Genomic DNA, 26,085 nt, shown 5'->3' with positions numbered 1-26,085 from the left:
TCCGGTGTTCTTGCGATGAGTGCAGATGGCGCGGACCGCCAGGTTCAACGTAGGAGATGACTAGGGCGGCGCGGCGGTGTGGAACTGCGTCGGAGCCTCTGATGTGTGGTTGTTTTTTGGTCGAAACCTCTTCTGACAGGGGCTTCTCGCTGTCACGAGTGGGTGCCGATGGCCGGTGCGGGGTTGCGCCCTGCATCTTCAGGAGGAAACAGGATGAAAAGGGTCCTCATGTAGACCTCGGGGCGTTCGTTGCGGTCGCAGCCGGCGGAAAGATTCTGAAGTGCCAATAAATAGTATTTCCTTCAACCGGAAATAGAAGGGCTTCGGATCTGCTGAAGACCACTCGTATATGCAACAATGTGGCGAGTGGCGACTCAAGCACCTGAACAGCTCACTGCCGCAGTACGACGACGTGCTCGGCTTTGGACCGTCGGCCTCCTCCTCTTGGTAGGGATCAGTGCGGTGTTGTGCGTCGGTATCGGTCCGGTTTCGCTGCCGCCCCAGACGACGGCGGCGGTCGCGGCCGAGGAGATCGGGCTGATCGATGATTCCGGAGCGACCCCGGCAGAAGCCTTCATCGTCATCAACATTCGTCTGCCCCGCGTGGTCCTGGGCCTTGCGGTGGGGGCCGCGCTGGCGATGAGCGGTGCGGTGCTGCAGGGCATGATCCGCAACGTGTTGGCCGACCCCTACGTCCTCGGTATCTCCTCGGGTGCGTCCACGGGTGCCGCCGCGGCGATCCTCTTCGGTTTCGGTGCGAGCATGGGACAGTACTCACTGCCGGTCAGCGCTTTCTTGGGCGCCATGGGCGCCTCCCTTCTGGTCTTCTGGCTCGGGCACGCCGGGGGGCAGGCGACCTCCATCCGTCTGCTCCTCGGCGGTATCGCCGTGGGTTACGCGCTCTCCGCGGTCACGAGCTTCCTGGTCTTCTCCTCCGACGACGCAGAGGGCTCCCGCACCGTCATGTTCTGGCTGCTCGGGTCACTGTCGCCGGCGCGTTGGGACGGATCATTGGTCACCATCGTCGCTGTCGTGGCAGGGGGAGCCGTTGTGCTGATGCTGCTCTCACGCCCCCTGGACGCACTGGCGGTCGGTGACGAGACGGCCCGAGCCCTGGGTGTTGACCCCGCCGCGACCCGACTCAAACTGCTGACAGCGGTCTCGGTCTGCACGGGAGCCGCCGTTGCCGGAGCCGGAGTCATCGGTTTCGTCGGGCTTGTCCTGCCACACCTGGCCCGCCGTCTGGTGGGCGCCGTCCACGCCAGAATGTTGCCGGTCGCGGCGCTGTTGGGCAGCGGATTGTTGATCTGGGCCGATGCTCTCGCCCGAGTACTCATGCAACCGCGCGAACTGCCGATCGGAATCATCACCGCACTGGTCGGCGCCCCGTTCCTGTTGCTCTTGATCCGACGGATGTACGCCAAGAACACCTGGAAGCCGCTTGCACGTTCTGGCATCTGAGGTGGCTCCCGCTGAGAGAGGCAGACCATGAGATTCAGAACCGCCGTTACGGCTGGGGCCCGCCTGACGTGTCTCTCCGTTGTCGCCGCCCTGGTGATGACCTCCTGTGGAGACGGCGCGACCGTCGAGTGTGAAGGCGGGGCCGGATCGCCGGAGGGCTATCCGCTCACCATGGAGAACTGCGGTCACGAGATCACGTTCGAGGCCCCGCCGGAGCGGGTGACCCTGCTGGAGTCCGCGCCGGTGACGATCCTCGATGGCATCGGAGTCTTCGACCGTGTGCGGTCCCGTGCCGGGCACTTCCCGCTGGAGTACTACGACGACGAACTGGCACGGAAGGTCCAAGACGTAGAGGCGTTCTCCGAGGACATGGACGCATCCGGTCACCTGATGATCTCCGAGGAGGTGGTCGTCGCCCAAAGCCCGGACCTGGTTCTGGGGCTGCCTGATGGGGTCACCCGTGCGGGCCTGGCCGATGCCGGCGCCATGGTCCTGACCCAGGAGCTCTACTGCGAGGGAAGCAGGGGGGAGACATCCTTTGACGATCTCTACGCAGAGATCGACCGTTACGGACGGATATTCGACCGCGCCCAAGAGGCCGAGACGCTCAACGCCGAGCTGTCCGACCGTGTCGCCGCGGTCGAGGGGCGGACCCGCGATGAGGACCGCAGCGCCGCGGTGCTCTACCCCTCTGCCGGCGGAGGGCCGCTGTACACCTATGGCACCGCATCGATGGCCCACCCACAGTTGGCGGCCGCGGGCTTCGAGAACGTCTTCGCCGACATCGATGAACGTGTTTTCGAAGTCCAGACCGAGGAACTCATCACCCGCGATCCGGACGTCCTCATCGTCCTCTACCAGGGCGCGGAACAGGACGCCGAGGACGCGCTCTCGCGGCGCTCCGGCCTTGGGGTTGTTTCAGCGGTTTCGGAGGGCGACGTTTATTATCAGTTGTTCAACTTCACCGAGCCGGCCTCGCCTTTGGCGGTCGACGGGCTGGAGAGCATCGCCGAACACTTCAACGCGCGGGGCTGAATCGCGATGACACGGATGTTTTCCCACCCTGTCGCGGCACAGAGCAGTTCCCGCCCCGTACTCTCGGCGAGCGGAATCGGGCATTCCTACGGTAGGACGCCCGTCCTGACAGGGGTGGACCTCCAGGTGTGCCGCGGCGAGGTTCTCGGATTGATCGGGCCGAACGGCAGTGGCAAGACCACACTGCTGCGGATCCTTTTCGGTGCTCTGCGCCCGCGGGAGGGGACCGTCACGTTCGACGGTCGGCCGCTGACGCGGTTGAGTCCCCGACAGATCGCGCAGCGCATCGCCGTGGTGATTCAGGAACCGCGGAGCGAGCTGATGCTCTCCGCCGCCGACATGGTGATCCTCGGCCGTACACCGCATCTGGGTATGTTCTCCCGCCGCGGTCCCCGAGACGATGAGCTCGCCGCCGCCGCGCTGGAGAAGGTCGGGGCTCTGGACCTGGCGCACCGTGACATATCCGAGCTGTCCGGTGGGGAGAAGCAGCGGGTGCTGATCGCCCGTGCCCTGGTGCAGGAGGCCGACTGCCTGCTGCTGGACGAACCCACCAATCACCTTGACATCGGCTATCAGCATCAGGTCCTCGACCTGGTTCGGGGTTTGGAGATGACCGCGGTGGTGGTCCTGCACGATCTCAATCTCGCGGCCCGGTACTGCGACCGTTTGATGCTGTTGGACCGAGGCAGGGTGCGCGCGAGCGGCGACGTTCCGCAGGTTCTACGGTCGGAGACGATCGAGCGCGTCTACGGGGTGGCGACGGAGCGGGCAACGGCGTACGACGAGGTTCCCCAGTTGCTCTTCCACCGTTACCAGGGGCCGGCGGATGAAGTATGACCCCTACCCGCTGCGGGAGATCTCCGCGTACCGACCTGCTCGGGTCGGAGCACACGACGGCCATCGGTGCCGGCGCCCGGAAACCGTGTCGACGTCACTGACCGGGCTGCGCTCGCCGATGGTTTCCACTTTCTCCATTGGGTGTTTCGGTTGGATGTGACAGGTGTAGCCGATTGCCGCGTGAGAACGGAATCGCTCATCAACCGATTCAGATGATGTCCTTTCCATCTATTTTGGCTTGAGGTAGTGGTTCTGGTGAGAACCCGACCAATGCTTAAAAGTCGGAATCCGCACGCTTAGAGTGGTTTCTGCGAGGGTGATGTCGGAGTTCGGCGGGCGTGTCTTCGTCGGGTTATCGGGTAAGTGCTCTACGGTCGAAGAATCGAAGGTGAACTCTGAACAATGGCCGATATGGATGGTTCACCTCTGGGGTTCCGGAACCCGATTCGGGCGGTTTCCTGGACGACCTGACTCGGTTTCGTGCCGCGCCTCGACGAGGAGGAAGTCGTGCTTATTGCCCTCCATGAGCAGGAAAAGCTCATGATCTACACCGCCGGCAGATTGGCGTGGGAACGACGGGGGAGGGGACTGCGGCTGAATCTGCCCGAGGCTACGGCCGTCATCTCCTCGGCGCTGTACGAGGGTGCCCGCGATGGTCGCTCGGTGGCAGACCTGATGGAATACGGCCGCACGGTGCTGGCCCGTGACGATGTGATGGCCGGAGTGCCGGAGATGCTGGCCCAGGTGCAGGTAGAGGCCACTTTCCCCGATGGTACGAAGCTCGTGACCGTGACGGGGCCGATCCCATGAGCGACGATCATCAGAAGTGGGAGCACCCCTCCGACGCGCCGGGCCGTGACTACCCCCAAGAGGGTGCGCCAGAGCGTGGGAGTTTCGACTCGGACGCCGACCGTGCCCATTCATCAGGGTATTCCGGTCCCTCGGAGCCACGCCGCCCTGGTACGGGCATGCGCCAGTCTCCGTTGCGCGAGGACACCCACGTCGACGCGGGTGAGCCCGGCATCATCCCGGGCGAGTTGCTGCTCGGTGATGACCCGGTGAGCATCAACCAGGGTCTGGACGTCACCGAAGTTCGAGTCCTGAACACCGCCGACCGCCCGATTCAAGTCGGGAGCCACTACCACTTCGCCGAAGTCAACGCCGCCCTCGACTTCGACCGTGACGCCGCCTGGGGGCGCAGACTGAACGTGCTCTCCGGCGGCGCGGTGCGTTTCGAGCCGGGGGCCGTCGTCGAAGTGGAGTTGGTCGCGATCAGGGGACGACGAATCGTTCCGGGCCTGCGCGGTCTGTGCGGAGGAGCGCTGGATGGCTGAGATCCCACGTGCCGAGTACGTGTCGTCCTACGGTCCGACCACCGGCGATCGTATACGCCTGGCCGACACCAACCTGCTGATCGAGATCGAGGAGGACCGTTGCGCAGGCGGAGACGAGGTCGTCTTCGGTGGCGGGAAATCGATTCGCGAATCGATGGGGCAGTCCACCGTGACACGCGCCGAGGGCACCCCGGACCTGGTCATCACCGGTGCGGTGATCCTGGACCATTGGGGTGTGGTCAAGGCCGATGTCGGCGTCCGAGACGGCCGCATCTGTGGAATCGGCAAGGCCGGCAACCCGGACACCATGGACGGCGTCGACCCCGACCTGGTGATCGGTCCCTCCACCGAGATCATGTCCGGCAACGGCATGATCATGACCGCCGGTGCCATCGACACACACGTACATTACGTGGGCCCCGACATGTTTCGTGTGGCGATCCAGACCGGAACCACCACGGTGGTCGGTGGCGGTACAGGTCCCTTCGAAGGGTCCAAGGCGACCTTGGCGACGCCGGGCGAGTGGTGGCTGCACCGCATGTTCGAGGCGATGGACCCGTGGCCGGTGAACTACCTGATGCTCGCCCGCGGGAACACCGTCTCCCAAGAGGCGCTTTGGGAGCAGATCCGTGCCGGCGCGGGTGGGCTGAAGGTCCACGAGGACTGGGGCGCCACCCCGGCGGTCATCGACGCCGCTCTGCGCGCCGCGGACGACTCCGGGGTACAGGTCGCCGTCCACTCCGACACTCTCAACGAGGCCGGGTTCGTCGAGGACCTGATGCGCGCGGTCGATGGTCGAACGTTCCACTCGTACCACACCGAGGGCGCCGGCGGCGGCCACGCTCCGGACATCATCCGGATCGCGGGCTACTCCAACGTGCTGCCCGCATCGACCAACCCGACACGGCCCTTCACGGTCAATACGGTCGACGAGCACCTGGACATGGTCATGGTGGCCCATCATCTGAACCCGCAGGTGCCCAACGACCTGGCTTTCGCGGAGTCCCGCGTGCGTGCCGGAACCATCGCGGCCGAGGACTTCCTGCAGGACATCGGCGCGTTGTCGATCGTCTCATCCGACGCCAACGCGATGGGCCGCATCGGGGAGGTCATCTCCCGCACCTGGCAAACCGCCCACCGCATGAAGGAGCTGCGCGGGTCCCTGCCCGGGGACGCCCACGCGGACAACCACCGGGCCCGCCGGTACGTCGCCAAGTACACGATCTGTCCGGCGGTGGCCCACGGCCTGGAACCGCACATCGGGTCCGTCGAGATCGGCAAGATGGCCGACGTGGTGCTGTGGCAACCGGCGATGTTCGGCGTACGTCCGCACACGGTCATCAAGGGCGGTATGGCCGCCTCGGCCGCGTTGGGCGATCCCAACGGCTCCATCCCCACCCCGCAACCGGTCATGCCGCGCCCTGGTTTCAACGATCACACCCGCGCCGCGGCGTCGACGTCCGTGGCGTTCGTGTCCCAGGCCGCCCTGGACGCGGGTTTGCCGGAGAAACTCGACGTCGTTCGTGGGATGGTCGCCGTGGAGTCCGTCCGTGGTCGCACGAAGGCGGACATGCCGGAGAACGCCGCGTTGCCGGAGATCTCGGTGAACCCGGACACCTATGGGGTGACCGTCGACGGTGAGCTCATCGAGCATCAGCCCGCCTCCGAGGTTCCGATGAGCCAGCGCTATTACCTGTTCTGAATCGATATCGGCTGCGACGAGATGACGGAGACCACGCGGGATGGCACATGGTGGTGCGGGGTTGCTGTTGCTCACCGACGGGCGTCTGCCCGCCGGCGGGTACGCCCATTCCGGTGGACTCGAATCGGCCATCCGTACCGGTAGGGTCCGTGACACCGCGGACCTCGGACACTTCCTCACCGGACGGATGAGGACGACAGGGGCGATGAACGCCGCCTTCGCCGCGGCCGCCTGTGCGACCCTGCGTCGGAGCGCGGAGCCCGAGGCCGACCTCGATGACCGGCGGCAGGCCCTGAATCGGCTGGTGTCGCTCGACGCGGAGCTGGACGCCCGGACCCCCTCACCGGCGCTGCGGAAGGTCTCACACGCCTTGGGTCGCCAGTTGCTGCGCGCCCTGAAGGCTGTGAACCCGCATCCGCTGCAGCAGCGGATGCCGCAGAGAACCAACCACCCGGTGGCCTTCGGCGCCGGGGCGGCGATGTTGGACCTCGCGCCGATCGACGCCGCCCGGGGTGTACTCCACGATGCCGTGTCCGGCCCGGCGTCGGCGGTGGTGAAGTTGATGAGCGTCGACCCGTTCGACGCTTATCGGGTCATCGCCGATCTGCGCGGTGTCCTCGACGAGATCGCCGAAGACGCCGCCGAGCGGGCCTGGGATGAACCGGAGGACCTACCATCCTTCGGTGCTCCGTTGTCAGACCACGTGGCCGAAGTCCACGAGACTCAGGAGGCGAGACTCTTTGCGTCCTGACACGCCGGTCGCTCCGCAAGGCGTGCGGAAGGCGAGGTCGTCACCTTCATGGATGTCCGCCTCGGCGGCGCTGACCTGTGAGCTCGATGGTCGAGGCACCAATCGACTGAGCCGGATGCGCTCAGAGGGCCAGCTGGTGTTGCGGCCCACCCACGCCAAGGGCTTCGAGCCATGGGCCCATCACCAGGCCGGCGTCGCCCGTGTCTCGCTGTCCGCGGGCACGGCGGGCCCGCTGGGTGGTGACCGGCTGCACCTCGAAGTCGTCATCGGGGACGGTGCCTCGCTGGTGCTCAACGAGATCTCCGCGACCCTGGCTCTGCCGGGGACCACCGGGGACCGGTCGCTGATGTCGATCGACGTCCAGGTCGGGGAAGGGGCCAGCTTCATCTGGCTTCCCGAACCGGTGATCGCCGCCCGCGGCTGCGATCACCGGCAGGAGGTGCGGGTGCGACTGGCCCGGAGCGCACGTGTTCTTCTGCGTGAGGAGCTCATCATGGGACGACACGGTGAACGACCGGGTGCTATCGCCCAACGGGTGCGCGTAACCCGCGGAGGTGGCGTCCTCTACGACCAGGAACTGCGCCTCGGTGGGCGGCACATCGGTTGGAACACCCCGGCAGTGGCCGGTTCCGCCAAATGTGTGGGCAGCACCCTGGTGGTGGACCCGGGCAGCGCCATCGGCGCGGGCTCTGCGGCGCTGGGGGCGCGTTCCGAGATCGTCGACGACTCCACGGTGATCATGGGGATCGCCCCCGACACCGTCCAGATCAGCTCGGTGGGAGAGGACAATCTCGCCGTCGGCCGCTCCACCGTGAACGCCCTGAAGTCTCTGGGGCCACCATGGGCTCAGAGCTGATGGGAGGGCTCGCGCGAGAGCAGACGCTTTTCCGGGCCGGCCGAGCTGAACGCCGGCATCGACCACACACAGGAGAACCATGGGTATTGAGAACACCACCGATGAGAAGCAGAACGTCGAGGCATCGAGGTCCCGGTCGCTGCGTCTGGGAGTGGCCGGGCCGGTCGGCACCGGGAAGAGCTCGGTGATCGCCACGCTGTGCCGGACGCTGTCCGAGGAAATGCGCATCGGGGTCATCACCAACGACATCTACACCGACGAGGACGCGCGTTTCCTCAAGGCCGAGGGGGTGCTGCCGGACGAGCGGATCCGCGCCGTCGAAACCGGAGCCTGCCCGCACACCGCCATTCGTGACGACGTCACCATGAACCTGCTCGCCGTCGAGGACCTGGAGCAGGACTTCGCTCCACTGGACATCGTTCTGGTCGAGTCCGGGGGCGACAACCTCACCGCGACGTTCTCACCATCGCTCGTGGACGCGCAGTTCTTTGTCCTCGACGTGGCCGGTGGTGGCGACGTGGCACGCAAGGGAGGGCCGGGGATCGGACGTGCGGATCTGCTGATCGTCAACAAGATCGACTTGGCCGACCACGTCGACGTCGATGTCGCGCGGATGATCGAGGACGCCACACGTGCCCGGGAGGGCGCCCCGGTGTTGGCGCTTTCGAGGAAGCACGAGGACACCGTCGAGCAGCTGGGAGAGTGGGTGCGCGCCCTGCGCCGCCGGCATCTCGCCGGGGCCCACGTGCCCACCGACCCCGGCCCCATGGCTCCTCACTTTCACGCGGACGAGGAGGGCGGATACTTCCATAGCCACACGTAGTCGACAGGTGTGGGTGTGTCCTGGTGGATCGCCTGCTCGTATCGCCACCCGTCTCGTGCCGTGGCGGTGCGGGGCGGGTGGGCGTCTGGAAGTGGCCCTCGCGCCCGCGGTGGAAATGGTCAGCGGGGGAGTAGTTCGTCGATGAGTCCTTCGACGCGTTCGCGGATGTCATCGCGGATGGGGCGGGCGGCTTCCACGCCCTGTCCCGCGGGGTCGGGGAGTTCCCAGTCGAGGTAGCGCTTGCCGGGAAAGAACGGGCAGGTGTCGCCGCAGCCCATCGTCACGCACACGTCGGAGGCCTCGACCGCGTCGACGGTGAGGACCTTGGGGTTCTGGTCGGTGATGTCGATACCGACCTCGGCCATGGCCTCGACGACCGCGGGGTTGAGCGTGTCGGCGGGGGCCGAGCCGGCCGAGCGGACCTCGATCCGACCCTCGGACAGGTGGCGTAGCCAGGCGGCGGCCATCTGGGAGCGTCCGGCGTTGTGCACGCAGACGAAAAGGACGGACGGCTTGCCGGTGCCGGTCATGGCGGGTGTTCCTCTACTTCGGAGCGACGGGAAACGTATCAGGGGAGGCTGATGAGATAATATCAGCGCATGCTGACGTCAGTCGATACTGATCCAATGAAGGCCCTGGCCGACCCGCTCAGAATGCGGATCGTGTCCCTGCTCGCCCACGAGACCCTGTGCACCACCCACCTGGTGGAGGAGACCGGCGCCCGCCAGACCAACCTGTCCAACCATCTGCGCCTGCTGCGCGAGGCCGGGGTGGTGGAGACCGAACCATGCGGCCGGTTCACCTACTACCGGTTGCGCCCGGAGGCCCTGGAGGCGCTCTCCGAAGGGCTGTCCGCGTTGGCCGCCACCGCCCGCTCCACTGACGCCGCACAGAACAAGCGGGCCTGTTGATGGGGCGCTCGGAGAGCACCACACGCGAGATCAGCGCCTCCGCGGTGGCGAAGCTGTCCACCCTGGACCGGTTCCTGGCCGTGTGGATTCTGCTCGCCATGGCCGTCGGCCTGGGCCTGGGACGACTGGTTCCCGGTCTGAACGAACTCCTGGCCGCGCTGGAGGTCGGCGGGATCTCCCTGCCCATCGCCCTGGGACTGCTGGTCATGATGTACCCGGTGCTGGCCAAGGTCCGCTACGACCGCCTGGACACCGTCACCCGCGACCGCCGCCTGCTCCTGTCCTCCCTGGTGATCAACTGGGTGGTCGGCCCGGCGGTGATGTTCGCGCTGGCCTGGATCTTCCTGGCGGACCTACCCGAGTACCGCACCGGACTGATCATCGTCGGCCTGGCCCGCTGTATCGCCATGGTCGTCATCTGGAACGACCTGGCGTGCGGGCATCGCGAGGCCGCCGCCGTGCTGGTGGCCCTGAACTCAGTCTTCCAGGTCCTGCTCTTCGGTGCGCTGGGCTGGTTCTACCTGGACCTGCTGCCCGGATGGTTGGGCCTGGACACCGGCGGGCTGGATGTGTCCCCCTGGTCGATCGCGCTGAACGTGGTGATCTTCCTCGGCATTCCTCTCGCCGCGGGGTTCCTCACCCGCCGGCTCGGTGAGGGGAAGATGGGACGCGAGCGCTACGAAACCCACTTCCTGCCCCGGATCGGGCCGTGGGCGCTCTACGGGCTGCTGTTCACCATCGTGCTGCTCTTCGCCTTGCAGGGGGAGCGGATCATCGGTCAACCGCTGGACGTGGCCCGCATCGCGGTGCCGCTGCTGGCCTACTTCGTCCTGATGTGGTTCGGCACCTTCGCCTTCGCCAAGGCGATCGGGATGGACTACGACCGCACCACCACGCTGGCCTTCACCGCGGCGGGCAACAACTTCGAGCTGGCCATCGCGGTGGCGATCACGACCTTCGGGGTCACCTCCGGTCAGGCACTGGCCGGGGTGGTCGGTCCGCTCATCGAGGTCCCGGTGCTCATCGCCCTGGTCTACGTATCCCTGGCCTGGCGCAAGCGCTTCACCCCCGAACGCCGGTAGGGGAGTGTCCTCGGGAACGCAGGCCTCGTATCGGCAGGTCTGCGCTCCCGAGCCCCGGCCTTGCCCCTCCTGGTTTCGGACTTCCCGGACGACCGGGAAAGGATGACCATGCCCACCGAAGGACACCGTGTCGACGTCGTCGTGTCCGGGCCGGTTCATGTGAACCACCGGTGGAGGTCCCGACCCAGGGGCCGCTGGTTCGTTCAGGCCACCGGGGTCACGAAATCCGGCCCGGTTCACCCGGCCCGACCTGCTGTGCAGGGCCGGAGCAGCAACCGCTCTCAGCGGTCAGGACTGATTCCTCGGAGGATTCCGTGGGACTCTCGTGCCGAGAGAGAACCGGTGGTTCGGACACGCTCAGGTCACCGCAGCACCCGCCCTGTTCCGCGGCGGGCTCCCGCACGGCCTCGGGCGCGGGGTCACAGCAGCCGTCGGCGTCGGCCTTGGTGGCGGTGGGGTCGTCGAACAGCCCGGCCCCGCCACAGACCCCGGTCTCGGGCAGGACCAGCTCCACGCGGGCCGCGCCCTCGTGGTCCCCGGCCAGGTGCGCGGCGATGCTGCGCACCTGCTCGTACCCGGTCAGTGCCAGGAAGGTCGGGGCGCGCCCGTAGGACTTCATTCCCGCCAGGAAGAACCCGTCCTCGGGGTGGGAGAGCTCGGCCGCGCCGTGCGGGTAGACGGTGCCGCAGGAGTGCCGGTTGGGGTCGATGAGCGGGGCCAGCTCCACCGGCGCCTGGAGAGTGGGGTCCAGACCAAGACGCACCTCGGACAACAAGGACAGGTCGGGCCGGAACCCGGTCAGCGCCACGATCTCGTCCACCGGCTCCAGCTCGCGACCGTCCTCGCCCACCAGGACCAGGCGGTCCTCCACCGATCGCACCTGGGCGGTACGGAAACCGGTCACCACCTCGACGTGTCCCGCCTCGACGGCGGCGCGGGCTCGCCGGCCCAGGGCACCTCGTTCGACGAGCCGGTCGGCCGTGCCCCCGCCGAAGGCGTCCCCGACCTCACCGCGACGCAGTACCCACACCGCCTTCGTCCCCGGGCTCTCCTGGGCCATCGCGGCCAGGGCCACCAGCGCGGTCAGCGCCGAGTGCCCGCGCCCGACCACGGCGGTGGTCCGTCCGGCATGACGGATCCGGATCTTCTCCTCACCAAGGTCGGGGATCCGGTAGGAGATCCGCTCGGCCGCGGCGGCCTCGCCCAGTGCGGGCAGGCCGTCACCGCCCACCGGGTTGGGGGTGCGCCAGGTGCCGGAGGCGTCCACGACCGCATGGGCCGACAGCCGCTCCTGGCCATCACGGGTTCGCACGTGCACGATGAAGGGCTGCTCGGCGCGTCCGGCGTCCACGACGCGGTCCCGACCGAGACGGCTCACCCCGGTCACCTCGGCGCCGAAGCGGACCCGGTCGCCGAGGGCCTCGGCCAGGGGAGCGAGGTAGTCCTCGACCCACTCGCGGCCGGTCGGGTACCCGTCGTCGTCCGGGCGTCGCCAACCGGAGACGGCGAGTAGCTTCTCCGCCGCCGGATCGACCAGGTCGCGCCACTTCGAGAAGAGCCGCACGTGCCCCCACTCCGACACCGCCGCCCCGGCCGTGTCACCCCTTTCCAGGATCAGGACCGGAAGGTCGCGGGTCACGAGTTCCGCTGCTGCGGCCAGTCCTGCGGGTCCGGCTCCGATCACCACGACGGGACGTTCGTCGGCCATGACTCACCTCTTTCATCGATTTTTGTCTATGGACCGTGACTTTATCGATAATCATCGATGGACACAACCATTGATCGTCGTCGATAATGAGGACATGACCCTTGTGCCTCTCGAACACACCGAACGTTCGCTTCCCTCGGTCGACGCCGAGACCTACGCCGCCTGGTTCGCCTGCCTGGCCGAACCGATGCGAGTGCGTCTCCTGCACGCCATCGCCACCGGCCCCGGCTCGGTCAGCGTGGGGGAACTGGCCGGGCTCGTGGGCGTTCGCCAACCCACCGTCTCCCACCACCTGCGCAAACTCGCCGACGTGGGCTTCGTGACCCTCACCAAGGTGGGCACCTCCACCCGGGTCGCCATCAACCCCGCCTGCTGCACCGGACTGCCCCACGCCGCCGACGTGGTGATGGGCGTACTCAACGCCCGACCGTGCTGTCCCACCGACCTGCCCGCCGACGTCTCCAGCCGTGCCATGACCGACACGGACCTGGAGACGGTTCGGGAGATCTACGCCCAGGGCATCGCCACCGGGCACGCCACCTTCGAGACCGAGGTACCCGACGCCGAAGCCCTGAGGGACAAATGGATCGACGGGCACCGCTGGGTCGCCGAGGCCGATGGAAGGGTGGTCGGCTGGGCCGCGGCCGCACCGGCCTCCGGCCGAGCGGTCTACGCCGGGGTGGCCGAGGCATCGGTGTACGTCGCCGAAGACGCGCGTGGACGCGGTGTGGGCAAGGTCTTGCTCCACCGCCAGGTCACCGAGGCCGACACCGGCGGTCTATGGACACTCCAGACCTCGATCTTCCCCGAGAACCGAGCCAGTCTGGCCCTGCACCACCAGGCGGGCTTTCGCACCGTGGGCGTGCGCGAGCGGATCGCCCGACTCCACGGCCGATGGCGCGACACCGTCCTGTTGGAACGTCGTGGCGGCGCGGGATCGGACACGGACACGGAGGCCTCCCGCGCCGACGACGCGGACCGCTCGACCGTCTGATCGAGTCACCCCACGCCGGAGCGCCCCGTCACGCGGCCGGGTGAGCCTGCGCCGACCGGTGTCCACACGGAACGGAGGGGTTCCTTCGAGAACCCTCGCACGGTCAGTGGTAGTCGAAGGCCCGGTCCCAGTCCTCGTCGGCGCCGAACAGGCTTCGCGGCTTGACGAAATCGTCGGTGCGGCTCAGGACGGACTCCGGCACGAGTTCTCCCTGGGCCCTGCCGCGGACCCGGCACTCCACTCCCAGCGCGGCGCGCAGGGCGTCCTCCAATTCGGCGGCCGCCCGGTCCGCGTGCTCGGGCACCGCCTCCACCTCCACCTCCAGGTGGTCGGATGTGGTGCGGGCCCGCCAGAAGAGGACACCGTAGCGCTCCGGGAGCGAGAAGACCGCGGCCTCCAAGCGGGACTGGGACACCTGGGCGACCCCGGTGCCGCGCACCTCGGCCTCCCGGCCCAGCACCTCGACGGTCGGCAGCCACCAACCGCACTCGCACGCCTCCTCGCGGATCCGCACCCGGTCCGCCAGGTCGTAGCGCACAAGGGGCATCGCCTCGCGGTAGAGCGTGGTGATGACCAGGTGGCCCATGCCGGTGCGCGAACTGCGACCCGTGGCCGGGTCGTACACCTGGGGGAGGAACCGGTCCGCCCACAGGTGCAACCGCCCTTGGGGGCACTCTCCCGCCAGCGAACCGGTCTCGGTGGACCCGTAGTCCTGGATCACGGGGATCCCACCCCACAGACGACTGATGGCCGCGCGGCGGGCCGGGGTCAAGGACTCACCGGCCACGAGCAGGGAACGCAGGGACGGGAAGTCCCGTCCCGGGTCCATCCCGGCGAATCGGGCCGCCGCGCCCCACAACAGGCACTCGGTGGGCAGGCTCCAGGCCACGGTGACGTCGAGGTCGCGCAGTAGGCGGACGACCCGGGCACCGGTCACCACGAGGGTCCGGTTGTCGGCGGGCACCACGGTCGCGCCCCGTGCCCTGGCCGCCCGGTGCGCCTGGTGGCCGGTGGTGAGCATGGCGTAGGGCGTGCGCACCATGACGGTGTCGGCCGGGCCCAGGCCCACCCGGCTGCGGGCGAACCGGTCGGCCACGTCCTCCCAATCGCCGTCGGTGAAGTACGAGGCGGTCGGAGCACCGGAGGTGCCGCTGGACTCGTGGTAGGTGGCCAACCGTTCCCGCTCCACGGCCAGCAGACCGAAGGGGTAGGCGTCGCGCAGGTCCGACTTGCCGGTCACCGGTAGGTCCGAGAGGTCGTCGATCCCGGTCATCGAGGACGGGGTACGGAGTCGCCCTTGGTGGAAAGGCGTTCTGAGCGCCCGCTCCAGGGTCCACGCCACCCGTTCCTCCTGGAGCCGGTGGAGTTCGTCGAAGCCGCGCCAGTCCCCCAGAACGGGTAGGTCGCGTGCGAGTGCGGTCCTCACTTGGTCTCCTCGTCGATCAAGCGGTGGGCGTTGGTCCAGAGCACCCGGCGCGACACGTCCTCGGGAAGGTCCAGGAGCCGGTATTTGACCAGTTCGGCTTCGGGGTGCTGGAGCGGGTACTCACTGCCGAACAGCACGCGGTCGGGACCCAGACGCTCCAACGCCGCTCGGATCACCGCGGTGTAGCCGCCGGAGGTCTCCAGGAGGATGTCGGGATCGGGCGCGATCTGGTCGATCCCGTGCAGGTCCATGTCCCCGACGCCCGCGTGTCCGAGCACGAACACCGTCCCGGGGAATCGCCCGGCCAACCGGACCAGGTCCGCCACGCCGAACCCGGGGCGGCCCAGACAGTGCAGGTAGACGTGGTGTCCGACCTGTGCGGCGACCTCCACCAGCGCCTCCGTCCGAGGGTCGTCCAGAGCGACCCCGTGTACGCCCGGCGCGAGTTTGAGCCCCCGGAACCCGGAGGCCGCCTCACGGTAGGGCGCGGGGCCGCCGTGCGGGTTCGCGAAGAAGAGGGGGATGAGCCGCCCCCGCGCCGTCTTCGCGGCGGACAGCACGGTTTCGTTGTCGGCGTCGTTCAGACTCTGCCCGCCCTGGGCGATCTGGCGGGACAGCACGTCCGGGTCGACCACGCCGCCCGCCACCACGATGGTTCGGTCGATCCCGCAGGAGTCCATGGTGGCCAGCAGCCGTTCGGTGGCCCCCGGAACGGGGGCCAGGTGCGCGTGCGCGTCGAAGATCCTCCCGGTCATGGTGCCCCCGCATTCCCTCGGGCGGAGGTCAGGTCGAGCACGAACCGGTACCGGGCCTTCTTGGCCGCCGTCCGCGCGAAGGCCTCGCCGATCCGCTCCACGGGCACGGTCTCCACCTCGGCCGTGATCCCATGTCGTGCGCAGAAGTCGAGCATCTCCCGGGTCTCGGCGATCCCGCCGAACATCGAGGAGGTCAGCGCGGCCCTGCGGCCGGCCAGGAGGACACCGACCACCGGTGGGGTCGGGCCGAGCGAGCCCATCAGCGCGTACGTGCCGTCGCGGCGCAACAGTTCCAGGTAGGGGTTCAGGTCGTGGGGCGTGCCGATGGTGCTCAGCAGCAGGTCGAAACCGCCGGACCAGCGCTCCATCGCCTCCCGGTCGGTGGACACGAGCACGTCGTTCGCGCCGAGCCGGAGGGCATCGTCGCGTTTGTCGGGCGAACTCGTGATCGCCACCGTCTCCGCGCCCAGAGCCGACGCCATCCGGAGGCCGAGGTGCCCCAGACCGCCGATACCGATGACCCCGACGCGGGTGCCCGGGCCGGCCCCATGGCGGCGCAGCGGCGAGTACACGGTGATCCCCGCGCACAACAGCGGCGCGGTCCCGGCGGGGTCGAGGCCCTCCGGGAGGGGGAGGACGAAGCCCTCCGAGACCACGATGGTCCCCGAATAACCGCCCAGGGTGATCTGGCCCGTGGCCGGATCCTTGGAGTTGTAGGTTAGTACGGGACCCCGGGCGCAGTACTGCTCCAACCCCTCGGAACAGGAGGGGCAGTCGCCGCAGGACCCCACCATGCATCCGACGCCGACCAGGTCTCCGGGAGCGAGGTCACCGGACCCGGACCGGACCTCGCGCACCCGGCCCACGATCTCGTGGCCGGGGACCATCGGGTAGTGGGAGTTGCCCCAGTCGTCGTCGACCTGGTGGATGTCCGTGTGGCAGACGCCGCAGTACAGGATGTCGATGACGACGTCCCCCGGGCCGGGGTCACGGCGCGGTACGTCCATCGGTTCCAGGGGGCCACCGGGGACGGTCGCCCCCCAGCCGGTCGTGTGGATCATTCTCGTCCCTTCGTGTTCGCGCGCCACCCGGTGCCGTGCCGTGTCCCGGCGATCGGCTCAGGCATGGCGCAGGCCCTTGCTGCGCATCAGGAACTCGCCCAGGTAGCCGTCGTGCGGGACGCCCGGCACCGTCCAGTGGGTCGGATGCGCCCCGACGTAGACGTTCCTGACGGTCGGCTCCGACATCAATCGGTCGATGAGCCGTTCGTCGTCGGTCACGGCGGTGAGCGCCAGGGTGTCGCGGAGCGGGGCCATGCCGTCAGAGCGCGACCAGGGCGCCACCCACACGCAGGGGAAGGGCAGCTCGGTCCGGTGCTGCGGGGCGTCGGCACCGTCCAGGCTGTGCACCGCCGGTCGCAGGCAGGCGCTGCCGTCGCCGATGTCGGCGACCACGTCCTCCCCATGTGAGACCGCGTCGGCGGCCCTGGCCGCCAGATGCCCGGCCAGTGCTCGCGCGGTGGCCACCGGCCGGACCGGCAGGACCGCGTCCTCGGCGTCCGGCGGCAGTACCGGGAGCCCGCGCAGTCGAGCGGCGATCATCCGTGCCAGGGGTCGAGGGTCGCCCTCGACGAACACGGAGGTGGCGTTGACGCACGCGGTTCCGCCCTGGTGGAGGACCGAGTCCACCACCGTGTCCAACACGGTCGCGGCCGAGTGGTCCTTGGTGATGAGGACCTTGGAGCGACCAGGCCCTTGGGCCAGCACGCGGGGGTCTGCGCGATGGCGGTCCACGACGTCGTCGCCGCCGTAGACCATGGCCAGATCGGCGTCGCGGATCAAGGTGTCGGCGACCCCGTGTTCGCACGGGAGCAGGGCCACGTGGTCCTGGGGGAACCCCGCGGTGCGCAGGGCCTGGACCAGCCGTTGCGGGGTGAACGGCTCCCGGCGGGACGGGCGCACCGCGACCCGGTAGCCCAGGGCCAGGGCCTCCAACCACTGCGCGTGCACGCCCGGGTGGTTGCCCGGCGCGTGAACGGCCAGCACGCCGCCGCGCCGGGACCACAGTGCCCCGCCCGCGCGGGCCGAAGGGGAGCGCCAGTCGTCCACCGCTCCTTGGGGGCGGGCCGCGTGGGCGGCCCGGTGAGCCTCCAGCGCGGCGTTCGCGATGGATCGAGTGGTCGCGCGCACGGCCGGTAGGGGGGTTCCCGAGACACGGGCGACGAGGCGTTCGTATTCCTGCGTGGGGACACCGCCGACCGGGGTCGAGGCGAAGGCCCTTCCCGCCCGCTCCAGCGCGGCGATCCGTTCGTCGGACGGCAGCGGGACGGCCGCGCGCAGGGCGTTCACGGCGCGGTGCGCGAACAGTTCCGACACCAGCGCGAGTTCGGCGACCCGGGTTCCGGTCACGTCCTCGACGGCACTGCGCCTGGTGGGGCGGTAGGGGCCGGAGGGGCCCAGGGCGTCCAGGTAGAGGGTGTCGGACATTGGTATCAGTACACCCCTTCGATCGCGGCCCGGCCATCGAAGGAGGCCAAGGGCTCGACGTCGCCGAGTGAGTCGCCGACCTGCCCCTCCCGGGGCCGGACCCGCAGGGCCGTGTCGCGTTCGAGGTTGTTCACCAGCAGCATCGTCTTGCTGACGTGGTTCATCACCACCTGGCCGCGTTCGCCATAGGGGACCTCGGCCCCCGTCTCCGGGTCGACGACCCGGAAGGACATGTACGGGGAGAAGGGGTCGAAGACGCTCACCCCTTCGGTGCCGGGGCGCTCGTCCACACCACCGAGGATCATCGTGCTTCCATAGCCCCCGGAGAGTTCCACCTCGGGGAAGACCTCGTCGCGCAGAAGGTCACGGGTGTCGGGATCCATGTGGGCCCCGCTCCATCGGATCAGCCGGACGTTCTTGTTCACCAGCGCGGTCAGGCGGGCGTCACGGGCGATGCGTTCCAGGAGCGGCGGGGTGGCCACCAGCACCCCCACGTCCTGGGTGGCGAGGATGTGTCCGGCCTGTTCGAGCAGGTGTTCCGTATAGCGGGCGGCCTCCTCCGTGCGCCCCTGCGCGACACATTTCTTGACCCACCGTGGATCGAAGTCCACGGTGAACAGCAAACCGCCTCGGGCCCGGGCCTGCCGGGCGATGATCTCGCCGAACATGTGGGGTCCGGCCGGTGCCAGGGCCAACCAGTTGAGGCCCTCCGGGTGTCCGCGTTCGTTCATGTTCCGCAGCGACCAGGCGACCGACCGCTCCAGCCAGTCGTCAGTGAACACGACGCGCTTGGGTGCCCCGGTGGTGCCCCCGCTCTCGTAGACCCGTACTCGTCCGGAGGAGTCCCCGTAGCCCCGCGGGACCAGGTCCTCGACGCGGGTCTCACGCAGTTCGTCCACGACGTTGGGGAACAACCGCAGGTCGTCGAAGGTGTGCACGTCCCGTACCGGGTCGAAGTCCAGGGAGCGGGCGCGCCGCAGCCAGAACGGCGATCCCGTACGGGGGTCGAAGTGCCAGCGCAATGCCGCTCTGAGCAGCTCCTCGGGTTCGGGGACCCGGTCCGGTGGGCAGTCGAGAACCGGATGCTCGTTCGCCAGCATGCATACCCTCCACTGGGGTCGTCGGGATCGGCCTCCAGCATGGGGATCCCGGCTATCGGACGCCTTAGCGACCGATATCGACCTCAGGGTCACTCCTGGAGGACGCGCACGGTCCCCTCCTCGGCCAGTGGGGCGTAGTGTTCGGCGAAGAGTCTCCCGACGAGTTCGCCGCGGCTGGAGGCACCGGTCTTGGCCAGGACCGCCTTGATGTGGTCCCGGACCGTGTGGGGTGACAGGTAGAGCCGTGTGGCGATCTCCGCCGTGGGCAGGCCGCGGGAGAGGAACCCGGTGATCTCCAGTTCCCGGTGGGAGAGCTCGTAGGCCTCCAACAGCAGTGGGGCGATCTCGGAGGCCTTCGCCCTCTCGATGACCACGGCCGATCCGCCCCGGCGGCCCTCCGGTGAGCGCAGGCACGAGGCGTGGCACACCAGCCAGCCGCCCGAACGCGTGCGGGTCCGGATTCGTGTGCTCCCCGTGCCGCGCTGCTCGGCGACCGCTTGGGCGTGTGCCGCGGTGCTGTGGATCCACTCGGGCAGGCGCAGCCCCCAAGAAGTGTCCGTGGAGGGGCCGGTGGGCAGTGTGGCGAGGTGGTGGCGGGCCTCGTCGTTGACGGAGAGCAGGGCGCCCGCGGGATCGAAGACCAGCAGACCGGGGCCGGTGTCCCCGCCGGTGTCCGTGCTCCCGGCGGGGGCGGTGTGGGTACGGCGCAGGCGCTTGGCCAGCGGCACCGACAGTCCGGCGGCCAGCAGGGTCTCCGCGGGTGTGAACGCGGGACGGCCGCTCTCGCGCAGCAGGCTGATGTGTCCGTGCGGGCGTCCGCCGGCGCGCAGGACCACTCGTAGCTCGTCGCCGTATCCGTGCGGTCGCATGAAGTGGCGGTACACGGAACTGTGCTCCGGCGCGTCCCCGGTGCTCTCACGCAGGGCCGCGGCGGGGACGGGGGAGCGCGCCAGGTCGGTGAAGCGGTTGACCCGTTCCTCGAAGAGTTCCAGGCGCCAGTAGGTGCCGCATTGGCCCTCCTGGAGGTTTTCGACCCGGATGGGCGCGGTCACCAGTCCGGTGTCCGGGTCGGTGGCCCGCCACACCGCGGCGTCGAAGGGCACGAGTCTTCGTAGCCGGGCGGAGACCGTCTCGAACAGCGCCTGGGCGTCGGGTGCGGCACCGATGAGGTCGAGCAGGGCGCTGTGCCGGTGCTGGATCTCCGGTGGGGTGAGGGCGGGCATTTCTCGATCCTTCCGTTCCGGACGGCGCTTTCGACGATAACACGCATCGTCGCCGGTGAGCTTGTAATACGCAGAATCCACCATCTGCGGGATTGACTTGCCAGGAGATTCCGTATAAAGGATATCGAGAGGCCGTGTACGTGCAGGTGAGGATGGTCCTCAGGGTTCTTCGGAGATGTCGCTGATATTTCCCGGGGTGCTTGCCGTGGCCGGATTCGGACAATTATTATTCCGTTCATTTCTGTGTCCGTCCCGGGTGGTAGCTTCTGGTCGGTGAACCGAACGGAGGTCGGTTGCCATGATTCGGGGAGAGCAGGTCCGAGGGGCATTGCACTTCATGTCCAGGCGAGTCGACCTCCGCTGCTGAAGTGCTGATCCATCGGAAACGGTGGGCCGGACGACGGGGAGCCCCGTTCTTCGGGTCAATGCGCGTGAGCGATGCGTCCCAGTCCCGCCATGAGAGGACCAGTCATGAACACGACTCCGTACTATCGACTTCTCGGACCACTCTCCGTGATGATGCAGGGAAAGGAGGTGCCCATTAAGGGGAAACGACATAAGGCACTCATGGCGGTTCTCCTCCTAGAGGCCAACAATGTCGTCGACATCGAATCCCTCATCGACGCGATGTGGGGTGAATCACCGCCCATGACGGCCAAGAGTCAAGTGAGAATATGTGTTTCGGAATTGCGTCGAAGATTCTCCCTGTCCGGGGAGTGGGCGGGTATCGAGACACACCCCTCCGGCTACCTGCTGCGCGTGCCCGACGGCACGTTCGACCTGTTTCGGTTCACCGGTCTGGTGCGTGAGGGGCGACGTGCCGCGGACGTCGGTCACACGGAGTCCGCGGCCGCCGACCTGCGTGCCGCACTGGACCTGTGGCAGGGCCCCATCGCCCCGGGCGTGGAGAGCCTGCTCGTGCGCTCGGCGGCCGCACGGTACGAGGAGGACCGGCTCACCGTGCTGGAGGAGTACTTCGACCTGGAACTGCTCGTGGGAAATCACAGCCGGGTCGTCGGTGAACTCACCCGAGAGGTCTCCCAGAACCCCTTCCGGGAACGGATGTGCGGGCAGTTGATGCTCGCCCTCTACCTCTCCAATCGCCAGGTCGACGCACTGAGCCTCTTCCAGAGCACGCGCAGACGTCTGGTCGACGACCTCGGACTGGAACCGAGCCGTGCCCTGCGCGACATCGAGGACGCCATCCTCAGCGGGGCGGTCGCCCCGCTCCCCGACGCCCGCTTCCGCGCCAAGGTCCTGTCTCCCCTCAAGTGAGGGATGGGATCGGCGCATCCGCCTCGGAAGACTCGTCGGCACACGATGACACCCTTCCGAAGGAGGACGTCCCACCATGTCCAGTTCCCTCTCCTCCGGCACGGCGCCCCGGGTCGCGCCCGCCGGCACGGCCTCACTCACGGAGCGGATCCAGGGGTCCGTGCTGTTGCCGGGCCAGGGCGGCTATCGGGAGGAGAAGGCGGTCTACAACACCGCCCTCGAACACCGGCCCGCACTCGTCGTGGCGGCGGCCTCGGCCCAGGACGTCCGGACCGCCGTCGCGTTCGCGGCCGAACACGGCATGGACGTGGCGGTCCAGGCGACGGGCCACGGGGCCGCCGCCCCCGCGATCGACACCCTCATGATCAGCACCCGCCGGATGAGAGGGGTGGAGATCGACCCCGACAGGCGTACGGCGCTCGTCCAGGCGGGTGCCCTCTGGCAGGACGTGATCGACGCGGCGGCCCCGCACGGACTGGCCCCGCTCAACGGGTCCTCGCCCGGGGTCGGCGTCGTGGGCTACACACTCGGTGGCGGACTGGGGCTGATGTCCCGCACCCACGGTTACGCCGCCGATCACGTCCTGAGCATCGACCTGGTCACCGCCTCGGGGGAGGAGACCACCGCGACGCCGGATCGGCATCCCGACCTCTTCTGGGCGCTGCGAGGGGGGAAGGGGAACTTCGGGGTGGTCACCGCCATGGAGTTCGGTCTCTTCCCCGTGCCCAACGTGTACGCCGGGGCGCTGATCCTGCCCGGTCGATCCGCGTCGGAGGTCATGCTCGCCTGGCGGGCGTGGACCGCGGACTGCCCAGAGGAGATGACCTCCTCCCTGGCCCTGCTCCGTCTCCCGGACGCGCCGCCGATCCCGGAACCGCTGCGGGGACGGCTCTCCGTCGCCCTGCGGTTCGTTCACCTGGGCTCCCCCCAACAGGGCGAACGGCTGGTGGCGCCGTTCCGGGCGATGGAGCCGATCGTCGACACCGTCCGCGAGATGTCCTACACCGACATCGCCTCTGTTTACAGCGACCCGGTCGCCCCCACCCCCTACCGCCAACGCTGCATCATGCTCGACGATCTCGGGGACGACGGGGTTCGGGCCATGGTGGAGCTGGCCGGTCCGGACTCCGACTGCACGGACATGATCGTCGAACTACGCCACCTGGGCGGTGCGCTGTCCCGACCGCCCAGGGTCCCCAGCGCCGTCGGCCGCAGGGACGCGGCCTTCACACTGACCACGCTCTCGGAGGTCCCCGCGGGCGCGGGGCCGGGAGCGGACCCGGGTGAGGGCGCCCTACTGGAGAGGATGCGCGTCCACTACGCGGGCCGCCGGTTCATCAACTTCCTCAGCGGTCCCGACGCCTCCGACCTCACTCGTGAGGCGTTCGACGCCGACACCTACTCCCGGCTCGTGCGCGTGAAATCCCATTACGACCCGAACAACATCTTTCGAGCCAACCACAACATCGCCCCGGAGCCCGACCATGTCTGAGACCTCACCCCGCCGTCCCGACACCGCACTCGCGCCCACCGCGTCCCCGTCTCCCGCAGGTGCGCCGGCCGGGGGCGATCCCGGAATCAGCGCCCGCTCGGCGGGCCTGCGGCTGGCCCTGTTGTTCGGCCCGGCGGTGTTCGGGGTCACCGCCGCGGGGGTCGCGCTGCCCGAGGTCTCCGCGGCGCTGGGAGCCCCACCCTCCTCCGTCGTCTGGGTCCTGACCGCCCACGCGCTCGCCCTCGGCGTGGGCACGGCCCTGTTCGGGCGCCTGGCCGACTCCCTGGGGGCCCGGCGCACCCTCCTCATCGGAGCGGTGCTCCTCGTCGTGGGCACGGTGGTCTGCCTGGTGGCGCCCGCCCTCGGGGTCGTGGTGGCCGGGCGTTTCGTGCTGGCGGCGGGCTCCGGAGCGATGAGCGCCGTCGCCCTGGCCCTGGCGGCCTCCTCGCCACCGGACCGACGGCCCGCCGTGCTGATGATCTTCGGCGCCGCGATGGCGTTCTTCGCCGCGGGGGCGACCCTGGCGGGCGGTGTCGTGACCGCCGGGCTGTCCTGGCGGGTCACCCTGGTCCTGCCCGCGCTGTCCCTGGCCGCGGTACCGCTGTGTCTGCGTTTGGCCTCCACCCGTACGGGGTCCGGTAGGCCCATGGACCTGGCCGGTGCCGGGTTGCTCACCCTGGCGGCGGGCTCCCTGCTGGTGCTCATTCAGGCTCCGGCGCTGTCCCTGCCCCCCACCGCGCTGATGGTGACGGCGATTCTGGGCCTCCTCGGTGCCGGGCTGCTCGTCGCGCGCACCGTTCGGCGCACGGATGGTTTCATCCCCGCGAGTCTGGTGACCAGTGGCCCCTACCTCCTGGCCGTCGCCGTGGGCTCCGGGGTCTACGCGGGGCTGTTCGCCGCGATGTTCGGCGTGCCCCGGATCCTGTTCGATGACTACGACTGGTCCGTCCTGGAGGTCGGTCTGTGGCTGCTGCCGGGTGCCGTGGTGGCGGCCGTCCTCTCCCGGCTGGCGGGCCGCCGGGGAACCTCGGCCGGAGTCTTCCTGGTGACCGGTACCGCCCTGGCCGGCGCCCTGCTGCTGGGTGCGTACGCCCTGGTCGGCGGTGGCCCCGTGTTTCTGGTGCTGGGGGCGTCGGGGGCCCTTGCCGCCTTCGCCGTCACACAGGTGGTGATGACCGGGTTCGTGTCGCCGCGTATCCCGCTTCCACAGCGGGGGGCGGGGATGGGCCTCCTCAACCTCACCTTCTTCCTGGGCGGGGCCGTCGGCTCCGCGGCGGCGGGGGCCCTCTCCGGGGTTCTCGGCCCGGCACCGGGGCTGGCCGCGGTTATGGTCCTGCCCTTCCTGTCGGGGCTGGTCGCCCTGGCGTTGACCCGCTTCGGTGACCCGCGGGACTGACCCCGAAACTCCCGAACCGCGTCCTCCCGGCCCGCGACCGCCACCCGTGGTCGCGGGTCGACTCGTTCCCGGGCACGCCATATCCCGCCGATACGGGTGCGATACGGCCGGTGGCCAGCATGGGACCGCGGGCACCCCGCCCGCGACGACGAGGAGGTTTTCCGTGAGACGGAGAGAGCTGCTGAAGTGGACGGCGGGCGCCACGGTGATGGCGGGGTTACCGGTCGCCCTGGTCCTGCGCGACCCCGAAACGTTCGCCGGTTCCGCGAGCGGCGAGTACACCGAGACCTACCAGGGGCGCGAGATCCGTGTCACCACGGTGTCCGGGGAGGACGCCGTCTTCGTCGACGGACGCCGCCTCCACCTCATGAAGTTCGCCGACGACGCCTACCTCAGCTCCATGTGCCACTACCGAATGGCCCCGAACCCACTGGACGCGGCGCGTACCGCGGTGCGGGAGCTGCGCGGGGCCGACCTGCTACCGATCGGGCACGCGGGCCACAACTGAGGGGGACGGACATGGCGCACGTTCGCAAGAACCACCTGGACATGACCGACGGTGAGAGGCGCGCGTTCATCGACGCCGTCCTCGAACTCAAGCGCAGAGGCGTCTATGACGAGTTCGTACGGTTGCATATCCGGATGAACTCGTCCGACTACATCAATAAGGACGACGGGCCCCGCTACGGCCACATCAACCCGGGTCTGATGCCCTGGCACCGCCAGTACCTGCTGGAGTTCGAGAAGGCCCTCCGGTGGGTGGACCCATCGGTGGCCCTGCCCTACTGGGACTGGACGACGGACCGCGAGGTCGACTCACCACTGTGGGGTGAGGATTTCCTGGGCGGGAGCGGCCGCCCCGGCGACGGCAGGGTCACCACCGGGCCGTTCGCCTTCGCCAACGGATGGCGGATCAACACCAGCGTCCTGCCCGACGGGCCCGAGGACCCGTGGCTGGAGGGCAACTACACCCACGACGACCGCCCCTACCTCATCCGTGACCTGGGCGGGCTCGGTGAGCTTTCCACCGCGCAGGAGTTGGAGGAGACGCTGGCCCTGCCCGTCTACGACTCCCCGCCCTGGAACCACACGGCGGGCTACGAGCCGCCCTTCGAGAGCTTCCGCAACCACGTGGAGGGCTATGCGATGTTCCCGTGGGAGGAGAACATCGGAAAGCTGCACGGTTCGGCCCACGTGTGGGTGGGCGGCCACATGCTCTACATCGGCTCGCCGAACGACCCCGTCTTCTTCCTACACCACGCGTTCATCGACAAGCTGTGGGCGCTCTGGCAGGAGGAACATCCGGACGTCCCCCACTACCTGCCGGAGGAACCCACCCCCGGCGGAGACGTCGGCGGTGGCGGACATGTCGTCCATGATGCCCGCGTTGTTGACCAGGACGTCGATCCCGCCGAGGCGGTCGAGGGCGGTGGCCACG

The 26,085-nt window shown here is 68.8% G+C and carries 25 protein-coding genes; 17 read left to right on the top strand and 8 right to left on the bottom strand.

What is annotated here, in order from left to right; genetic code table 11:
* Positions 1-444 precede the first annotated feature (444 nt).
* From ABZ717_RS17390 to ureG, 9 genes are all read left to right on the top strand, one after another.
* Positions 445-1,461: an iron ABC transporter permease gene (locus ABZ717_RS17390; RefSeq protein WP_358511270.1), complete on the top strand. Its 1,017-nt coding sequence runs from the start codon at positions 445-447 to the stop codon at positions 1,459-1,461.
* A gap of 27 nt (positions 1,462-1,488) precedes the next feature.
* Positions 1,489-2,496, top strand: coding sequence for an ABC transporter substrate-binding protein (locus ABZ717_RS17385; RefSeq protein ID WP_358511267.1), 1,008 nt, complete (start codon positions 1,489-1,491; stop codon positions 2,494-2,496).
* A 114-nt stretch (positions 2,497-2,610) separates the two neighbouring features.
* Positions 2,611-3,333 (top strand): ABC transporter ATP-binding protein, encoded by a 723-nt coding sequence (locus ABZ717_RS17380; protein WP_358511264.1) that lies wholly within the window; start codon positions 2,611-2,613, stop codon positions 3,331-3,333.
* 507 nt (positions 3,334-3,840) lie between these two features.
* A complete protein-coding gene (locus ABZ717_RS17375; RefSeq protein ID WP_358511376.1) occupies positions 3,841-4,143 on the top strand; it encodes an urease subunit gamma in 303 nt (100 codons plus the stop codon).
* Positions 4,144-4,301: 158 nt separating this feature from the next.
* Entirely contained in the window at positions 4,302-4,667 is a 366-nt protein-coding gene (locus ABZ717_RS17370; RefSeq protein ID WP_358511261.1) for an urease subunit beta, read from the top strand.
* Entirely contained in the window at positions 4,660-6,369 is a 1,710-nt protein-coding gene (locus ABZ717_RS17365) for an urease subunit alpha (protein WP_358511258.1), read from the top strand. Before ABZ717_RS17370 ends, ABZ717_RS17365 begins: the two co-directional genes overlap by 8 nt.
* 40 nt (positions 6,370-6,409) lie before the next feature.
* Positions 6,410-7,120: an urease accessory UreF family protein gene (locus ABZ717_RS17360; RefSeq protein WP_358511255.1), complete on the top strand. Its 711-nt coding sequence runs from the start codon at positions 6,410-6,412 to the stop codon at positions 7,118-7,120.
* A gap of 52 nt (positions 7,121-7,172) precedes the next feature.
* The gene (locus tag ABZ717_RS17355) at positions 7,173-7,976 is read left to right on the top strand and encodes an urease accessory protein UreD (RefSeq protein ID WP_358511252.1); all 804 of its coding nucleotides are present in this window, start codon (positions 7,173-7,175) and stop codon (positions 7,974-7,976) included.
* A gap of 79 nt (positions 7,977-8,055) precedes the next feature.
* Entirely contained in the window at positions 8,056-8,799 is a 744-nt protein-coding gene (gene ureG, locus ABZ717_RS17350; protein ID WP_358511249.1) for an urease accessory protein UreG, read from the top strand.
* A gap of 119 nt (positions 8,800-8,918) precedes the next feature.
* Here the strand turns inward: ureG and ABZ717_RS17345 are convergent, their stop codons facing one another.
* The gene (locus tag ABZ717_RS17345) at positions 8,919-9,329 is read right to left on the bottom strand and encodes an arsenate reductase ArsC (protein ID WP_358511246.1); all 411 of its coding nucleotides are present in this window, start codon (positions 9,327-9,329) and stop codon (positions 8,919-8,921) included.
* Positions 9,330-9,425: 96 nt separating this feature from the next.
* On the opposite strand from ABZ717_RS17345, the gene ABZ717_RS17340 reads away from it, so the two are divergent.
* Positions 9,426-9,710, top strand: coding sequence for a metalloregulator ArsR/SmtB family transcription factor (locus tag ABZ717_RS17340; protein WP_358511374.1), 285 nt, complete (start codon positions 9,426-9,428; stop codon positions 9,708-9,710).
* On the top strand, positions 9,710-10,792 hold the full coding sequence (gene arsB, locus ABZ717_RS17335; protein ID WP_358511372.1) for an ACR3 family arsenite efflux transporter: 1,083 nt from the start codon (positions 9,710-9,712) through the stop codon (positions 10,790-10,792). Before ABZ717_RS17340 ends, arsB begins: the two co-directional genes overlap by 1 nt.
* 217 nt (positions 10,793-11,009) lie before the next feature.
* On the opposite strand, the gene ABZ717_RS17330 is transcribed toward arsB, so the two are convergent.
* Positions 11,010-12,500 carry an NAD(P)-binding domain-containing protein gene (locus ABZ717_RS17330; RefSeq protein ID WP_358511243.1) on the bottom strand — a complete coding sequence of 497 codons (1,491 nt, stop codon included), beginning with the start codon at positions 12,498-12,500 and terminating at the stop codon, positions 11,010-11,012.
* A gap of 94 nt (positions 12,501-12,594) precedes the next feature.
* Between ABZ717_RS17330 and ABZ717_RS17325 the strand changes: the two genes are divergently transcribed.
* A complete protein-coding gene (locus ABZ717_RS17325) occupies positions 12,595-13,494 on the top strand; it encodes a metalloregulator ArsR/SmtB family transcription factor (RefSeq protein ID WP_358511240.1) in 900 nt (299 codons plus the stop codon).
* Positions 13,495-13,597: 103 nt separating this feature from the next.
* Here the strand turns inward: ABZ717_RS17325 and ABZ717_RS17320 are convergent, their stop codons facing one another.
* From ABZ717_RS17320 to ABZ717_RS17295, 6 genes are all read right to left on the bottom strand, one after another.
* Positions 13,598-14,920, bottom strand: coding sequence for an AMP-binding protein (locus ABZ717_RS17320; RefSeq protein WP_358511237.1), 1,323 nt, complete (start codon positions 14,918-14,920; stop codon positions 13,598-13,600).
* A complete protein-coding gene (locus ABZ717_RS17315; protein ID WP_358511234.1) occupies positions 14,917-15,675 on the bottom strand; it encodes an amidohydrolase family protein in 759 nt (252 codons plus the stop codon). Before ABZ717_RS17315 ends, ABZ717_RS17320 begins: the two co-directional genes overlap by 4 nt.
* Positions 15,672-16,736: an NAD(P)-dependent alcohol dehydrogenase gene (locus ABZ717_RS17310; RefSeq protein ID WP_358511231.1), complete on the bottom strand. Its 1,065-nt coding sequence runs from the start codon at positions 16,734-16,736 to the stop codon at positions 15,672-15,674. The genes ABZ717_RS17315 and ABZ717_RS17310 overlap by 4 nt, the downstream gene beginning before the upstream one ends.
* Before the next feature lie 57 nt (positions 16,737-16,793).
* Positions 16,794-18,161, bottom strand: a complete 1,368-nt coding sequence (locus ABZ717_RS17305; RefSeq protein ID WP_358511228.1) for an aldehyde dehydrogenase family protein — start codon at positions 18,159-18,161, stop codon at positions 16,794-16,796.
* A gap of 5 nt (positions 18,162-18,166) precedes the next feature.
* The gene (locus ABZ717_RS17300) at positions 18,167-19,261 is read right to left on the bottom strand and encodes an AMP-binding protein (protein WP_358511225.1); all 1,095 of its coding nucleotides are present in this window, start codon (positions 19,259-19,261) and stop codon (positions 18,167-18,169) included.
* Positions 19,262-19,350: 89 nt separating this feature from the next.
* On the bottom strand, positions 19,351-20,484 hold the full coding sequence (locus tag ABZ717_RS17295) for a helix-turn-helix transcriptional regulator (protein ID WP_358511222.1): 1,134 nt from the start codon (positions 20,482-20,484) through the stop codon (positions 19,351-19,353).
* A gap of 438 nt (positions 20,485-20,922) precedes the next feature.
* Here ABZ717_RS17295 and ABZ717_RS17290 point away from each other — a divergent pair, with 438 nt between their 5' ends.
* From ABZ717_RS17290 to ABZ717_RS17270, 5 genes are all read left to right on the top strand, one after another.
* A complete protein-coding gene (locus ABZ717_RS17290; protein ID WP_358511219.1) occupies positions 20,923-21,759 on the top strand; it encodes an AfsR/SARP family transcriptional regulator in 837 nt (278 codons plus the stop codon).
* Between the two features lie 76 nt (positions 21,760-21,835).
* The gene (locus ABZ717_RS17285; RefSeq protein WP_358511216.1) at positions 21,836-23,251 is read left to right on the top strand and encodes an FAD-binding oxidoreductase; all 1,416 of its coding nucleotides are present in this window, start codon (positions 21,836-21,838) and stop codon (positions 23,249-23,251) included.
* Positions 23,244-24,647, top strand: a complete 1,404-nt coding sequence (locus tag ABZ717_RS17280; protein ID WP_358511213.1) for an MFS transporter — start codon at positions 23,244-23,246, stop codon at positions 24,645-24,647. The genes ABZ717_RS17285 and ABZ717_RS17280 overlap by 8 nt, the downstream gene beginning before the upstream one ends.
* Positions 24,648-24,810: 163 nt before the next feature.
* Positions 24,811-25,155: a tyrosinase family oxidase copper chaperone gene (locus ABZ717_RS17275; RefSeq protein WP_358511206.1), complete on the top strand. Its 345-nt coding sequence runs from the start codon at positions 24,811-24,813 to the stop codon at positions 25,153-25,155.
* Positions 25,156-25,166: 11 nt separating this feature from the next.
* A partial coding sequence (locus ABZ717_RS17270) for a tyrosinase family protein (RefSeq protein ID WP_358511203.1) occupies positions 25,167-26,085 on the top strand: 919 nt, incomplete at its 3' end.

This window comes from Nocardiopsis sp. NPDC006832 (assembly GCF_040635885.1).
Classification (GTDB): Bacteria; Actinomycetota; Actinomycetes; order Streptosporangiales; family Streptosporangiaceae; genus Nocardiopsis.
Note: the sequence above shows the minus strand (reverse complement) of the source record. Positions and strands in the feature narration are given on the sequence as shown.